The organism is Desulfocastanea catecholica (genome assembly GCF_054657295.1).
Genome location: NZ_BAAHYZ010000002.1, coordinates 1 through 14510, shown reverse-complemented (window position 1 = coordinate 14510; position 14510 = coordinate 1). Strand labels below are relative to the sequence as shown.

Annotated in this window: 14 protein-coding genes; 10 read left to right on the top strand and 4 right to left on the bottom strand. The window is 51.5% G+C overall.

Features of this window, described 5'->3' with window-relative positions; translation table 11 throughout:
- Positions 1-103 precede the first annotated feature (103 nt).
- From ACYQ8U_RS01770 to ACYQ8U_RS01740, 7 genes are all read left to right on the top strand, one after another.
- Entirely contained in the window at positions 104-583 is a 480-nt protein-coding gene (locus ACYQ8U_RS01770; RefSeq protein WP_459943793.1) for an ABC transporter permease, read from the top strand.
- Positions 559-915, top strand: a complete 357-nt coding sequence (locus ACYQ8U_RS01765) for an MlaE family ABC transporter permease (RefSeq protein WP_459943792.1) — start codon at positions 559-561, stop codon at positions 913-915. The genes ACYQ8U_RS01770 and ACYQ8U_RS01765 overlap by 25 nt, the downstream gene beginning before the upstream one ends.
- A gap of 10 nt (positions 916-925) precedes the next feature.
- Complete coding sequence (locus ACYQ8U_RS01760; RefSeq protein ID WP_459944098.1) at positions 926-1075, top strand: hypothetical protein; 150 nt, start codon at positions 926-928, stop codon at positions 1073-1075.
- On the top strand, positions 1048-1248 hold the full coding sequence (locus ACYQ8U_RS01755) for a PqiC family protein (protein ID WP_459943791.1): 201 nt from the start codon (positions 1048-1050) through the stop codon (positions 1246-1248). Before ACYQ8U_RS01760 ends, ACYQ8U_RS01755 begins: the two co-directional genes overlap by 28 nt.
- Positions 1249-1683: 435 nt before the next feature.
- Positions 1684-4161, top strand: coding sequence for a Lon protease family protein (locus ACYQ8U_RS01750; protein ID WP_459943790.1), 2478 nt, complete (start codon positions 1684-1686; stop codon positions 4159-4161).
- Positions 4151-4990 (top strand): universal stress protein, encoded by an 840-nt coding sequence (locus ACYQ8U_RS01745; RefSeq protein ID WP_459943789.1) that lies wholly within the window; start codon positions 4151-4153, stop codon positions 4988-4990. The genes ACYQ8U_RS01750 and ACYQ8U_RS01745 overlap by 11 nt, the downstream gene beginning before the upstream one ends.
- A gap of 158 nt (positions 4991-5148) precedes the next feature.
- Complete coding sequence (locus ACYQ8U_RS01740; protein WP_459943788.1) at positions 5149-6237, top strand: DUF4388 domain-containing protein; 1089 nt, start codon at positions 5149-5151, stop codon at positions 6235-6237.
- 13 nt (positions 6238-6250) lie between these two features.
- On the opposite strand, the gene ACYQ8U_RS01735 is transcribed toward ACYQ8U_RS01740, so the two are convergent.
- The gene (locus tag ACYQ8U_RS01735; RefSeq protein ID WP_459943787.1) at positions 6251-6985 is read right to left on the bottom strand and encodes a metallophosphoesterase family protein; all 735 of its coding nucleotides are present in this window, start codon (positions 6983-6985) and stop codon (positions 6251-6253) included.
- A gap of 304 nt (positions 6986-7289) precedes the next feature.
- Between ACYQ8U_RS01735 and ACYQ8U_RS01730 the strand changes: the two genes are divergently transcribed.
- A complete protein-coding gene (locus tag ACYQ8U_RS01730) occupies positions 7290-8702 on the top strand; it encodes a UPF0149 family protein (protein ID WP_459943786.1) in 1413 nt (470 codons plus the stop codon).
- A complete protein-coding gene (locus ACYQ8U_RS01725) occupies positions 8699-11185 on the top strand; it encodes a helix-turn-helix domain-containing protein (RefSeq protein ID WP_459943785.1) in 2487 nt (828 codons plus the stop codon). The genes ACYQ8U_RS01730 and ACYQ8U_RS01725 overlap by 4 nt, the downstream gene beginning before the upstream one ends.
- Before the next feature lie 126 nt (positions 11186-11311).
- Here the strand turns inward: ACYQ8U_RS01725 and ACYQ8U_RS01720 are convergent, their stop codons facing one another.
- Both ACYQ8U_RS01720 and ACYQ8U_RS01715 read right to left on the bottom strand, forming a co-directional pair.
- Positions 11312-12418 carry a M24 family metallopeptidase gene (locus ACYQ8U_RS01720; protein ID WP_459943784.1) on the bottom strand — a complete coding sequence of 369 codons (1107 nt, stop codon included), beginning with the start codon at positions 12416-12418 and terminating at the stop codon, positions 11312-11314.
- 32 nt (positions 12419-12450) lie between these two features.
- Positions 12451-13032 carry a DJ-1/PfpI family protein gene (locus ACYQ8U_RS01715; protein WP_459943783.1) on the bottom strand — a complete coding sequence of 194 codons (582 nt, stop codon included), beginning with the start codon at positions 13030-13032 and terminating at the stop codon, positions 12451-12453.
- Between the two features lie 268 nt (positions 13033-13300).
- On the opposite strand from ACYQ8U_RS01715, the gene ACYQ8U_RS01710 reads away from it, so the two are divergent.
- Positions 13301-13537 carry a VF530 family protein gene (locus ACYQ8U_RS01710; protein ID WP_459943782.1) on the top strand — a complete coding sequence of 79 codons (237 nt, stop codon included), beginning with the start codon at positions 13301-13303 and terminating at the stop codon, positions 13535-13537.
- Between the two features lie 153 nt (positions 13538-13690).
- On the opposite strand, the gene ACYQ8U_RS01705 is transcribed toward ACYQ8U_RS01710, so the two are convergent.
- A partial coding sequence (locus ACYQ8U_RS01705) for an IS1634 family transposase (protein WP_459943781.1) occupies positions 13691-14510 on the bottom strand: 820 nt, incomplete at its 5' end.

Here is a 14510-nt window from a genome sequence, read left to right as displayed (position 1 = left end):
TGAGCTTGTTGATTGCGCGTGCGGCTCTTATTTTGATAACAACGGCGAAGCAACAGCAACAGGTTGAGCAAGATTATGCCCGAGGATAAACCGAAGGCAAATCATGACCACAAGTATCTTGGAAATCGATGCAGCGTCGGATGACACTCTTCAATTGACACTGGCCGGAGAATGGAGGCTGGGAAATGTGCAGCCATCAGCCCAGGGCCTCCTGGATCAGCTCAAGGAACAGAAGGTAAATCGTGTTACCTTCGACACCAACAGACTTGATGCTTGGGACAGCATGCTGCTGGTATTCATCGCCAGGATTTCCGCTGCCTGCAGTCGCCATAATGTTTCCATGGACCAGTCCGGATTGCCGGCAGGAGTCCGCCGACTTATGGAGCTGTCTTCCCCGCGGAACCAGCGTACCGGGATAACGCATGGCGCGGTAATGGCCGGAGTGATCATAGCGGGCCGGACCGGTGCGGCCTATGCCGCACAAATCGGCACCATGCAGGTCAACGAGGAGGTGGATGCCCTCGAAACTCTCGGCTTGTCACCTATTGAGTTCTCCTCGTGCTGCCGCGGGTGTTGGCCCTGACGCTGATGATGCCCTTGCTCTGTGTCTATGCCGATCTTATGGGAGTCCTGGGCGGGATGATGGTGGGGGTTGGAATGCTCAATCTGGCAGCTGTGGAATATATCAACCAGACAAAATCCGCAATCACCCTTACTCATTTCAACGTCGGGCTGTTCCATAGTTTTGTTTTTGGGATTCTCATTGCTGTCTCGGGGTGCCTGCGCGGCATTAAATGCGCGGAGAGCGCTTCCGCCGTGGGCTCTGCCACCACCTCGGCGGTGGTTACGGCCATTGTCGCCATGGTGGTGGCGACCTTGATAATCACCCTGTCCTGCCAGCTCCTGGGGATATAAGGATGTAAATATGAAGCCGGCGGAGTCGAATGGCCGACAGGATGTTGTTATTGAGGTTCGGGATCTGGAGATTTCCTACGGCAGTTTTGTGTTGATTCCACGAAATGAGCATACCCTCTGGCAATCAGGGTCATGCCGGTCGAGATCCCCGACTACCTGAACCGGCCCGAAATTATGACCAGAAAAGGGAGGAATACAGTGGAACTTGCAGAATTTAATCGCTGGGCGGGCTCGTTTAAAGAGAGCATCACCGCTGTACTTGCGGAAAACCTTGGCCTGCTTCTGGGTTCCGATCTGGTTTATGTACCCCCCCTTAGACATCAGGGAAGTTGATTATCGGCTGGCAATGACGATTATGAAACATTGGCGGCCGGCATAAGCCAGGCTCTGGAGCAGGTAAGCCGCAAAAGCAATAGAACAGGATTACCATAAGATTTGAGGCATGCCGGATAATTGGTATGAGTGGTTTTTCACAAAGGTTCATTGACTCATTTGATAACCAGGAAATGCATGCATATTGTTTATCTTATATCCATAAAAAATAAAAATCTGCAGTTGCTTCAATTGTAATCGCAATAAGACATGGATCAAAAATAACTTTTTTGATCTCGTTTGTACCTGCAGATTTTTCAGTATCTTACAGATAGTTTTTCTGTTTCCTGTGCAAGAAAACTATCTTTCTAAAGGTCCTTATACCCCTCCCTCAAGGGGGTAATGAAAAGAGTCCAGCTCAACTGGATGAGATACTCAACAAAAGGGGGATATGCGATGTCGGTAAAACGATTAGAAGTAAACCAAGTTTTTCACTCCTGCGATCTTGATAAATTCACCTTCAATACCACGGCAGATCTTGAGCCTATCGAAGCACTGAGCGATGCGCTCGGCCAGCCCAGGGCCGTCGAGTCCCTTCGATTTGGCACGGGGATGCAGCATCATGGTTATAATATTTTTGCTCTGGGCCAGCCGGGCACTGGTCGTCATTCCATGGTCGAGCAGGTTCTCAATCGTCAATTTAAAGACGCTCCCCCTCCTGACGACTGGTGCTATGTGAATAACTTCGAAGACCATTCCCGGCCCAAAAATCTTCGCCTTCCTTCGGGTAAAGGTGCTGGTTTTGCCAAAGATATGGAAAAAATGATCAAGGATGCGAGGAATGCCTTGAAAGCGGCCTTCGAAAGCGAGGAGTATCAGAACCGTGTGCAATCAGTGGAGGAGGAATTAAAAGAAAAGCAGCATAAAGCCTTCGAGGAAATAAACAACCGGGCAAAGGAAAAAGGGCTGACAATCGTACGCACCCCGGCCGGTATAGGCTTTGCTCCGATCAAGGACAACGGTGAGGTCATGCCGCCCGACGAATATCAACAACTGCCCGAAGATGCCCGCCACCGCTATGAACAGAACATGGAAAATCTTCAAATTGAATCACAGAAAATTTTCCAGAAAATTCCGCAGTGGCAAAAGGAAATCAGAGAACAAATTGAAAAGCTCAATAAGGAAGTCACTGAATATTCCCTTTCAGAACTCATCAATGGTCTGAATTCTGAATACGGTGAAATAGCCGGTATATCCGAGCACCTGGAATCTCTAAAAAAAGATATCATAGAGAACCTCCAGACATTTCTCACAGGAGGGAAGCAACAACAGATGGGCCAGCTTGCCGGATTACTGCAGCAGCAACAGCAGAATTTCTCTGGAAACGAAACTGATATGAATACTCCAACGATGAGACGCTACAAGGTCAACCTCATCGTCGACAACAGTAAACAGAAAAGTGCACCGATCATATTCGAAGACAATCCCTCCTATGCCAATCTGGTTGGCAAAGTTGAGCATATTTCGCAGATGGGAGCATTGATCACGGATTTTAACCTGATTAAATCAGGATCACTACACCGGGCCAATGGCGGGGCATTGGTCATCGACGCCCGTAAGGCTCTGACTCATCCGGGTGCCTGGGAAGGCCTGAAGCGTGCACTCAAATCCGATTGTATAAAAATAGAATCGCTGGCGGAAATGTACAGTCTGCTCAGCACGGTTATGCTTGAACCTGAACCGATTCCCTTGAATGTGAAGGTGGTCATTATAGGCGAACCTTTCATTTACTATATCATTCAGCAGATCGATCCGGAATTTTCCGAACTCTTCAAGGTGGCAGCCGATTTTGACATCCAGATGGAAAGAAATGACACCAATCAGGATGCCTATGCCCGCCTGCTGGGAAATATCGTCTCCGACAAGAAGCTGCTCCACTTCGATAAAAGCGCTATCGGACGTGTTATTGAGCAAAGCTCCCGGATGATGGAAGACGGAGAACGCTTGAACATTAAAATCAGAGACATAGATGATCTGATGATGGAGGCCGATTACTGGGCCAGGCAAAATGGCGGCGATATAGTGAAAAGAGATGATGTCCAGAAGGCGATCGATTCTAAAGTCCATCGTTCCGACCGGCTACGCCAGCGCATTCATGAAGAAATTCACCGCGGCACTCTGCATATAGAGACGGAAGGGGCCACTGTCGGACAGGTCAATGCTCTTTCCGTGCTGATGCTCGGTGATTTTGCCTTCGGACGTCCCAGCCGAATCAGCGGCAGAGTGCAGATAGGCAAAGGACAGGTTGTCAATATCGAGCGTGAGGCAAAATTGAGCGGGCCGCTCCATTCCAAGGGCGTCCTGATCCTCTCGGGATTTCTGGGTGCACGTTATGCCCGGGAAAAACCGCTGTCGTTAAATGCTTCGCTTGTTTTTGAACAGTCTTATGGAGGAGTGGACGGAGACAGTGCATCTTCGACTGAACTTTATGCCCTCTTATCCGCTATCTCGGAGATTCCCATTAAACAGCAATTTGCGGTCACCGGATCGGTGGATCAATACGGCCGCATCCAGGCCATCGGCGGGGTCAACGAAAAGATCGAAGGCTTCTTTGATGTCTGTAGCAAAAAAGGACTGAGTGGAGATCAGGGAGTATTGATACCGGCCACAAATGTCAAAAACCTGATGCTCAGGAAAGATGTGGTGGATGCCATTGGGAATAATAATTTCCATATCTATCCCATAGAAACCATTGATCAGGGGATTGAACTCCTGACCGGCATGCCGGCCGGAGAACCGGACGAACAGGGCAACTACCCTAAAGATTCAGTAAATGGACGTGTGCAGACAAAACTTCAGGAATTTGCCGATAATATGCGTAAATTCGGCAAAGAGATGGAAGACAATGAGCAGGGAGGTAAAAGTGAATCCTGAAAACCGCAAAGTCATTATTAGGAGGATACTTGTTCCCATTGATGAATCGACACACAGCCGAACAGCTCTGGAGGCAGCGGTTACCATGGCCGCAGCCCTGCAGGCCGAGATCAGCGCACTCTTTGTCGAAGATGTAGACGTGCTGGAAATTGCGCGGCATCCTTTTTTTCGGGAAGTCCGCACCTATGAGTTCGGCCGGAGGGGAATCGCTGAGATAGAGAGGGACCTCAGGCTCCAGGCGGAGCGTATCCGCAAATGGATAGCCCGGTCGGCCGGAAGTACGGCGGTTACCTGGAAGTTTGAGGTCATACGCGGCGGAGTGAAAACCATTGTTTTGGAACAGGCGGCAACTGCCGACCTTACTATTATGGGCAGATTCGGCCGCACGGTATTCAAGTCAACCATGGGGTCTACGGCCAGGCATCTCATCCTGCACGGCCGGGGATTGACCATGCTTATTGATGACAGATTCCGGCTGATACCACCAGTTCTGTCGATATTTACCGGCTCAGTAATCAGTGAAAGAGCACTCGAGATTGGAGCGAATGTGGCGCGGCTCATTCGAAGCCCTCTGGAAGTACTGATTCCGGCGGAAGATCATGCACATTTTTTGAAATTGAAGAAAAAGGCGGAAACAGATGTTACGAACATTGACCTACGCATAAAATATCATCCGGTTCACGCCCCTGCATCTCTCGGGTTAACGGCAGCCCTGCAAACCAGGCGCCGGCAGTTGCTGGTTCTCCCCAGTGATGTTGCAGATCATCATCCTGAAGACCTGGTGAAACTTGTCAACCGGATCAGTAATCCTGTATTGCTGGTGTGCTGATTTTTCTCAGCGCATTGTTAACTTATGTTTTATTTTGATCTTTTTGATGTAACACCGTATCCTGCAATGGTATCTTTTTGTAGAGTTGGGGATCAACTCACTGCCCCCAGCAAAAGAGCTTCGCTTGCTGCCTCGATGTGAACCCTTGCAGGTACTGTATGAAAACGCCGGTTAATAAATTCAGTGATGCTGTTTTCCTCATCATAGCTGAGCAATCCTGCCCCCTGTATAATGCGGGTGAAGAGCTCAAAGTAGAAAACTTCAGCCTGTCGGTGTCCTCCTATAAACCCGGTTGCCTCTATCTGGCCAAAAAAATTGCCGACATCGTCTCGACAAAAGAGAGCATCAGTGGATTTGCCCAGACAGGTGGTGGTCGAACTACTCGCTTTGACTGCGGGGGTTGCGAAGGCATGATTCACTTTGAATATAAAAAGGAGAAGGAATTTGCCACGCTGCAGATGAAATTGCTCCAAGAGACGGAACAACGGCGTCGCAGGGCGCGTCTTGATAAATTTTTCGGCCAACTGCGGCAACTGACACTCTTTAAACCACTTGACGACCAATCCCTCGGCGATCTGACCATGCTGCTCGAGGTAAAAACCTTCCTCGCTGATAAGATAATTATCAAGAAAGGTGTTCCTGGCAGCCATCTGTATATCCTCTTGAAGGGGTTGGTGGCGGTCATTGCCGAGGATGGTTCAAAAATGGCCGAGATTGGACCAGATGAGATCTTCGGTGAAATGAGCTTTCTCACCAGCGAACCTGTGGCCAATTCCATCCACACGCTGGAAGGCACGCAAGTGGCAATGCTCAGTGTGAAGAATTTCCGCGATGCCCTGAAAAAATACCCGATATTGCAGATGTTTCTACTGCGGGTGCTCGTCGATCGAGCGCAAAAGATGGCCCTGCGATCAGGAAATATTGCCTCCGGCATGACCGGGGAACTGGCAGAAATACATGCCGTCGATCTCTTCCAGCTTCTCAATTCCTCACAGAAAACGGGGGTGATCGAACTCACCCTGCAACAGGGCAAGGCCATTGTTTTTTTCAAGGAAGGGGAAATCATCTATGCCCGCTTCCTCAAGTTTCGGCAAAAAGAAGCGGTCTATGCCCTTCTCGGTGCGAAAAAGGGTCGTTTCAGTTACACGAGGGGGATTCCCGAGGAGGCCGAAAGGTTGCCGCCCATCGGTGGCTTTATGGGATTGATGATGGAGGGCGTCCAGAGGATCGATGAACTGCCGGGCTGATGGTGCTGCAAAGCTATAAGCCGTTCGCCAGCCTCCGGGCATAGATCTCCGGCAATCCAGCCGCGAGAATCTTCTTTCCGGCCCGATCGAAATCGTAGGCTACCCGGTAAAACTCGATACATTTTTTTTGGGTGTCATAGATAAGATACGAGGCCCGCGGGTCTCCGTCTCTGGGTTGCCCGACGCTGCCGGTGTTGAAAATCTGGCGGTTAAGCACTGCGGCGGGCACCACCATGCTATGCCGGGGCGACCTGATGTAAATGCAGAAGAAGTTTTTACGGGTTATGGCAATCGGCACATGGGTGTGGCCGACAAAGAGAATCTTCGCCTTCGAGCGGGCAAACGAACTGGAGATATAGGTTTTCTCCGAGACATAATACCAGTTGCGCGGTTTATACGGATTGGAATGGCAGAAGGAAATATTGCCCCATTTGATGAGATCTTCCATTGTCCGCAGGAACAGCATACTTTTCTCGGTGAGGATCTCCCGGGTCCAGACAATGACCCGCCGGGCATCCTGCTGCATATTGTTGGGAATGCCCAGAACAGCGGCGTCGTGATTGCCAAGCAGGCAGGAAAAGTCAGGCAGGGACTGCAGCAGCGCAATACACTCATTGGGATTTGCTCCATAACCGACCACATCACCCAGGCAGACATACCTGTCAACCGTCTGCCGAAAGGCATGGTCGAGCACCGCCTCTAACGCTTCCAGGTTGGCGTGAATATCCGAAAAAACAGCAATTCTCATTCGTTCCTCTTTTGCTGCCGACGGCGGGGAAAAATTCCCCTGCCGTCACAAGTAATGTACCTTTGCGCGCAGTGTAAAGATATAAGCCAGTTTACGCCGACCCCGGTATACGGGAAATAAGCCGGGATAAGTACCTTGGGTACAGATTGTTTTCTTTCAAAAAAAAGAAAATAATCTGTAAGGTACTAAATAGCAAATATAGGGCAAATTTCCCTTTTCTTCAGCTCGTTTTTCCGCTATTTGTGTGGGTACCCTCTTCCATAAACCTCTACAACTCATACAATCAATAGGACCAAGCAAACCAATGTTGACGGCTACAGAAAAGAAAAACCTGAAAAATCTCCTGGCGATGGCCGAGGACCCCGATAATACCTTCAGTTATGATGAATTACTCGGCTATATCTTCGGCCTGGCCATGACCCCTGCTCCTCTTGTGCCCAGTGAATGGATGCCGACGATCTTTGGCGGCGAATTGCCGACATTCACTACGCTAGAGCAAATGCAGCAGATGACCGGGGCTCTGATGGAGGTGTACAACAACTTCGTCGCCGCTTTCCATAACAACGAACTCCAATTGCCGTTTAACATAGAGAAACTGAAAGATAATCAGTTCGAAGCTCTTTACGAGTGGATCTCCGGTTTCGAAGAAGCGATTGCCCTGCGCGAAGAGGTGTGGGATCCGGAGGAGTTTCCTGAATTAAGTGAGCGGAAAAAAGAGGAACTGTACCACAGCCTGATGACCATTCAGGGACTGGTCGATCCGGTGGAGGTCATGGATTATTTTGAAGAACTGCCCGATGAGATGTTCCAGGAAGCCTTTGCCGGGATGGATACGGAACTTGGCGATCGGGAGCTGCAGATCCAGGTCTTTCTTATGGCCTCCCTGCCGCTGGCAATCGACACCTTCCAGAAACATGCCCGTACAGTCGATAAAATACGGCAGAGAAGAATAAACGGCGCCGACACTCCCACACCGATTCGACCCATCAAGGTCAAGCAGAACGACCCGTGCAGCTGCGACGGCGGCACATGTTGCGGCGGCAGTGCCCCTGTAAAGAAGGCCCCCTCCACCACGTCTAAAAAAGGCACAAATGTTATCAAGGTGGATTTCCCGCAGCATGGCAAAAAGCAGACAAGTCCTGCCCCCGTCTATCAGCTGAAGGTGACACTGCAGGGCGCTAAGCCGCCGATCTGGAGAAGGATTCAGGTTCCGGGGAATTTCACCCTGGAACAGCTGCACGCGGTGATTCAGCTGTGCATGGGCTGGACCGACAGCCACCTGCATCAGTTCCTTATCGACCGGACCTGCTATTGCCTGCCGGACGAGAATGATTTATGGCAGACCAGCAGGCCGAAAAATGAAGCAAAATACACCCTGCACAGCCTTGCCAGGAAAATTCAGCCGCAGTTCCAGTATATCTACGACTTCGGTGATGACTGGATGCATCAGATAACCGTGGAGAAAGTTCTCTCCCCGCAGAAAGGAGCATCTGTGCCGGTCCTCATCACCGGTCGACGCGCCTGTCCTCCGGAAGATATCGGCGGTATTTACGGCTACATGCACCTCATCGAGGTTCTTGGTAATCCGGAACATGAGGAATACGAAGCGATGGCCGATCTGCTCGATGTCGATTTTTTTGACCCGGCGCAGTTCAGCAAGGAAGATATCGCGGTGATCAATGCTAGCCTCGAGGAACTTTTTCGACAACTGAAATGATGAATTCTGATAATCCTGAACTCCAGCTTGCCGATGAATTTGTCCGGGACACCGGCTGCAATGTTTACCTGACGGGGAAAGCCGGTACCGGAAAGACGACCTTTCTGCACAATCTCAAGAAGGACAGCCCGAAACGAATGGTCGTCACCGCGCCCACCGGGGTGGCCGCCATCAATGCGGGCGGGGTGACCTTGCATTCCTTTTTCCAGATGCCGTTCGGGCCTTTCGTGCCGGGCAGTGAAACGACGTTCAGGCAGAGATTCAACAAGGAGAAGATCAACCTCATCAAAAGCCTCGATCTTTTGGTGATCGATGAGATCAGTATGGTCCGAGCCGATCTCCTCGACGGCATCGACAGCGTTCTCTGCCGCTACCGTCGCAGCAGCCTGCCTTTCGGCGGCGTGCAGCTGCTGCTGATCGGCGACCTGCATCAGCTTTCCCCGGTGGTCAAGGACGTCGACTGGCGTATCTTGAATCAATATTACGATTCGCCCTATTTTTTCAGCAGCAACGCCTTACGCAAAACGGAACTGCTCACCATCGAACTGCAGCATATCTATCGCCAGGAAGACGACCACTTTATCTCGCTTCTGAACAAAGTCCGTGACAACAACCTGGATCAGGCCACCCTGGCGAGCTTGAACGCCCGCTATATCAAGGGCTTTGCTGATGGTGACCACGAGGGTGCAGGGTATATAACCCTGTGTACCCACAACAGCAGCGCCGACACAATCAACTTCTCGAGGCTGAAGACACTGACCCGGAACATGCATCGCTTCGATGCCGAGATTGAGGGGGAATTTCCCGAACACTCCTTTCCAACAGCGCTGACACTCGAGGTAAAACCACAGGCCCAGGTGATGTTCGTGCGTAACGATTCGTCAGCTGAAAAACGCTTTTTCAACGGAAAAATCGGTACCATCACTCGCATTTCCGACGGCAAGATCTGGATACAATGTCCCGATGATACGGATGAAATCATGGTCGAACCGGCCACCTGGGAGAATATCGAATACGCCCTCGACCCGGACACCATGGAGATTACCGAGAATAAAATCGGCGCCTTCAGCCAATATCCCCTCAAACTGGCCTGGGCCATCACCATCCACAAAAGCCAGGGGCTGACCTTTGACCGGGCCATCATCGATGCCCAGGCAGCATTTGCCCACGGGCAGGTGTACGTCGCCCTCAGCCGCTGCCGGACCCTGGACGGAATGGTCCTCAGCTCACAACTTTCGCCAAGGGCGGTCAAGACCGACAGCGCCGTGCTCCGCTTCGTCGAACAAGCCGGAAAAAGCAGGCCGACCGCGGCACAACTGGCGATGGCCAAGATCCGCTACCAGCAGCGACTGCTCCTGGAATGCTTTGACTTTCAGCAGCTGCAGGGGATTTTCGGCCGCCTGCTGTCCATCGTTGACCGGAATCCGGGGCTGCTGCGGATCCTCGGCGCAGGGGATCTCCAGGCATTACGGCAAAAGACCGTCAGTGAAATCTGTACAGTCGGTGTCAATTTCCGGCGTGAATTACAGGGGCTCTTTACGGATAACGTTTTCCCGGCGGAAGATGCGGCGGTTCTTGAACGTATAGGCAAAGCTTCGGCCTATTTCCAGGAAAAAATCGATACGGGTCTTGGTGCCCACGTCGACCTGCTGCAGGTGGATACCGATAACAAGGAGCTGCGCAAAAAGGCCAAAAACCTGTGCAAGTTACTGCAGGAAGAGACTGCCGTCAAAATGGCGGCGGTCAGATGCTGCACGAACGGATTCAGCTCATCCGCATATCTTCGGGCAATTTCAACCGCGGCGATCGAGACCGCACCGAAAGCCGACCGGGAAAAAAAGAGGGGGGCGAAAACCACGCCCACCTACTCCGAGGCCGACATTGATCATCCGGAACTCTTTCAGACCCTGCGCGAATGGCGGGCGGCAAAGGCCAAAGAAGCCGATGTCCCCCATTTTCATATCCTGCATCAAAAGACCCTTATCCAGATTGTCGTCAACCTGCCCGACTCCATTGACGCCTTGATGGACATAAAGGGCATCGGCAAGAAACTGACGGAGAGGTACGGCGTGGAGCTGGTTGCCATGGTTGTCGATTACCGCGAAAAACACCATATCGTCGATGTCATCCTGCCCAGCAAAACGGATGCTCCACCGCAGGCGCCCAGAACAAATACCGCAGCAGATACCAAACAGCTCAGCCTCGACCTTTTCGAACAGGGCTTGCCCCTCGCCCGGATAGCCAAGGAACGTGACCTGGTTCTCTCGACCATCGAAGGCCATCTAACGCATTTTGTGGCAAAGGGAGAGCTGGCCGTCGACAGGCTGCTCTCCCATGAAAAACTGCTGGCAATCAAAGAAAAACTGCAGGAGATGCCGGACAAGAAATACAGTGAAGTAAAAATGGCGCTTGGCGACGACGTCAGCTACGGCGAAATCAAGATGGTCCAGGCGCATCTGCACCACCTGGCAGCCAAAGATTGATGGCGTCTATCCGAAGGTATCTGTAAACGTTCACCAGTGCTTCAGATGTGCACAAGCAGACCGACGGGCTAGAGTTGGCCTCTGCACGCCGGTCTGCTCGTGTGCAGATGGGGTGCTGGTGAACGTTTATCCGACGACGCGTATTTCCCGGCTCATGGTGCTCAGCGACTCGGCCCCATCCACCGTCACCAGCACATCGTCTTCAATACGCACGCCGTTACGGCCGGCAAGATAGATGCCCGGTTCAACGGTATAGGCCATGCCCACCTGCAGCAACTGCTCATTATCTCCACGCATATACGGTTCTTCATGGCATTCCATGCCGATGCCATGGCCGGTCCGGTGGGTAAAAAACCGGCCGTAGCCCGCCTCGTCGATGACCTTTCGCGCCGCCCTGTCGACCGCGGCACAGGGTACTCCCGGTCGTCCCGCCGCCCGGCCGGCTGCATTTGCCTGCTGGACGATGTTGTGGATTTTTTCCGCCTCGCCATCAATCTCGCCGACGGCAAAGGTTCGGGTGATATCAGAGAAATAGCCGGCAGAACTTGCCCCCCAGTCGATGACCAGCAGATCACCGGCAACAAGTTGCCGCCCGGAAGGCAGCGCATGGGGATTGGCACCGTTTGGTCCGCTGGAGACAATGGGTGAAAAAGGCAGGGAGGTATCGGAGCCGTGACGAATAAGCTGCAGGAAGAGTTCCCCGGCGATATCTTTTTCGGCCACGCCGATTTTCATCGCCTTCAGGGTCGCCTCGAGGGCGGCCTCGGCGATCAGCACCGCCTGTCGCATGGCGGCAATTTCTTTATCATCTTTGACCGATCTGAGCGCCGAAAAGATTGCCGAGCCGTCGGTGAAATCGGTATCTTTGCAGGCGGAACGCAGATAATTATACTCGAGCAAACGCAATTGACCGGGTTCCACGCCGATCTTCCCCGTCGAAAGGTCAAGATTTTGCAGCGCATCGCCAAAGGTTTTGGACCATTCGGCCGGACTTTCGCCGTAGGCATAAACGCGGGCGGGAAAAGGCAGCCGGTCGAGCTTGGCCTGCTCAAGTTCCGGCAAAATGATGGTCGGTTCCTCCGCCAGGGTAAAAACGATGACCACCGGCCGTTCCATCAGGTGAAAATGCAAACCGGTCAGATAGGTAAGGCTCGGGCCGGCATTGACCGCAACGGCGGAAAATCCCTTTTCTTCCATGTACCCTTTCAAACGATGCAGGCGTGTGGCAAACATAAAATTCTCCAGCAATAAGAATTGGTAAACGGTTACAAAGCAATCTTCGCCCCCAGTTTTTCGACAAATTTGGCCAGCCAGGCCGGATGGGCGGGCCAGGCGGGGGCGGTGACCAGATTACCCTGCACATGGGCGCTGTCCATCTCGACCGCTACATACGTCCCACCGGCAAGATTGACTTCCACGGAACAGGCCGGATAGGCGGAACATTCCCGACCCTGCAGGACATTTGCCGCGGAGAGCAGCTGCGCCCCGTGACAGATGGCGGCAATCGGTTTTTCCGCCTTGGCAAAGTATCTGACAATGTCCAGCACCTTGTCGTTGAGCCGCAGATATTCCGGGGCCCGACCACCGGGAATGAGCAGTCCGACATACTCCTCCTGCTTTACGGTGTCAAAGTCGGCATTGAGGGTGAAATTGTGCCCACGCTTTTCGCTGTAGGTCTGGTCCCCTTCAAAATCATGGATCGAGGTCCGGACAAAGTCTCCGGCTTTTTTGTCCGGACAAATTGCATCCACCTGATAGCCGAGCATCAGCAGTGACTGAAACGGCACCATGACCTCGTAATCCTCTACATAATCCCCAACGAGCATAAGAATTTTTTTCGCAGCCATACACTTCCTCCTGTGTTTATTTTATTATTGAGCCGCCGTTTGTCCACTTCCCCGCACTGTCCTTTTGGACTTCTGTCGAAAACCAGCTCAAGAAACAACAGAATCCGGGTTTTCACTAATCCCCATGACTTTACCAACCATTCCTGTATAATGCTCATGAACCATGTTTAAATCCGCTTTTTTACAGGATTACCATCATTGCTGCTGCTTTTTTATTGTAGGCAATATGTATGAAATACCTTATTAATTTCCGATTACCCTTCGACACATGAACGAACAACAAGCCAAAGACCCGCTGCACGGCATCACCCTGGAACAAATAATGAACCTTCTGGTTGCCGATTATGGCTGGGAAAAATTGGCCAGGTATATCAAAATCCGCTGTTTCACCAGCAACCCCTCCGTGCCGTCGAGCCTTAAATTTTTGCGCAAGACCCCCTGGGCAAGAGAGAAAGTTGAAAAACTCTATATCGCCAGTCAAAAACGCACACAAAAACGTAAATAAACGAAAAATAAATACAGCCATATACGTTATAGCGGAGGCGTAATATCGGAGTCTACGTGTAAGCGGCCCGCAATGATAAACGTTCGGAACCGCAATAATGATTAAACTGGGCCCACACTAAGTGATAATCTTGAAAGTCGGATAAAGCGTACACTATTTGGTATCCACTCCCAAGTACTTCAAAAGCAGCCTGTCTCTGGCCACTGATTCGGTGGACCATCGATAGCTGCCCCTGACAGTCTGTACCTTTGTGGTTTCAATGCAGTCGAACCAATCCAGGATCTGAGCGAGAGATCGTTGCGCAAGCCAGTTTTCCAGTTTCTTTTCGAGCTTGATAAGTGATTTGGTTTTTCCGGGTTCTTTTTTCCTGAGCTTGGCCTGTACTTCCTTTATTTTTTTCGTCAGGAAACAATGATAGCCCAGCGAGACAAATTGTGTGAATTGTCTTCCACGCAGATTGTCTGGGTACCATGTGCGCGGTCGAGCACCGTCGAGCCTCCCTTTCTGCACGGCAAAGAGTTCTTCGATTTTTTCACGCAGCCGATAATTTTCAAGTGCTGTAAATGTGTCCATAGCCTGATTGCTGACAAGGGCGAAATAGCCAAAGTACTTCTTTGCTTCGGTAATGGCTTTGTCGTTGAATGCCACCTTCAGCTGCCCCCCACGCCCCTTTCTGGAACAGGTCAGGTATTTGTCTGTTTTCTTTTGCGCTGATTCCGTGAACTCGGTTTTTCCTCCTTCTATTTGCGCTTTCAGTTCAAGCAGGTCCTTACGGAAAGCGAGTTCTTTCTTGGCTTCATTGTCGGGTGAATAGTAAACATGCACATACAGACGGCGCGAGATCGTTTCTTTTTCACCGGAGACCTTGCCGTTGCGTGATCGCTGGCGTGCCCGGGTGAACTGGTGCATTCTGGGTGAAGTTGCTCCGCAGATTGACGGATCGAACGGACACGTGCTGGACATACCCGCCAGC

Bases quoted from the DNA above. Each gene is read 5' to 3' on its own strand.
- ACYQ8U_RS01770 (WP_459943793.1), top strand. From the start codon at position 104: ATGACCACAAGTATCTTGGAAATCGATGCAGCGTCGGATGACACTCTT.
- ACYQ8U_RS01760 (WP_459944098.1), top strand. From the start codon at position 926: ATGAAGCCGGCGGAGTCGAATGGCCGACAGGATGTTGTTATTGAGGTT.
- ACYQ8U_RS01755 (WP_459943791.1), top strand. From the start codon at position 1,048: ATGCCGGTCGAGATCCCCGACTACCTGAACCGGCCCGAAATTATGACC.
- ACYQ8U_RS01750 (WP_459943790.1), top strand. From the start codon at position 1,684: ATGTCGGTAAAACGATTAGAAGTAAACCAAGTTTTTCACTCCTGCGAT.
- ACYQ8U_RS01740 (WP_459943788.1), top strand. From the start codon at position 5,149: ATGAAAACGCCGGTTAATAAATTCAGTGATGCTGTTTTCCTCATCATA.
- ACYQ8U_RS01735 (WP_459943787.1), bottom strand. From the start codon at position 6,985: ATGAGAATTGCTGTTTTTTCGGATATTCACGCCAACCTGGAAGCGTTA.
- ACYQ8U_RS01730 (WP_459943786.1), top strand. From the start codon at position 7,290: ATGTTGACGGCTACAGAAAAGAAAAACCTGAAAAATCTCCTGGCGATG.
- ACYQ8U_RS01725 (WP_459943785.1), top strand. From the start codon at position 8,699: ATGATGAATTCTGATAATCCTGAACTCCAGCTTGCCGATGAATTTGTC.
- ACYQ8U_RS01720 (WP_459943784.1), bottom strand. From the start codon at position 12,418: ATGTTTGCCACACGCCTGCATCGTTTGAAAGGGTACATGGAAGAAAAG.
- ACYQ8U_RS01715 (WP_459943783.1), bottom strand. From the start codon at position 13,032: ATGGCTGCGAAAAAAATTCTTATGCTCGTTGGGGATTATGTAGAGGAT.
- ACYQ8U_RS01710 (WP_459943782.1), top strand. From the start codon at position 13,301: ATGAACGAACAACAAGCCAAAGACCCGCTGCACGGCATCACCCTGGAA.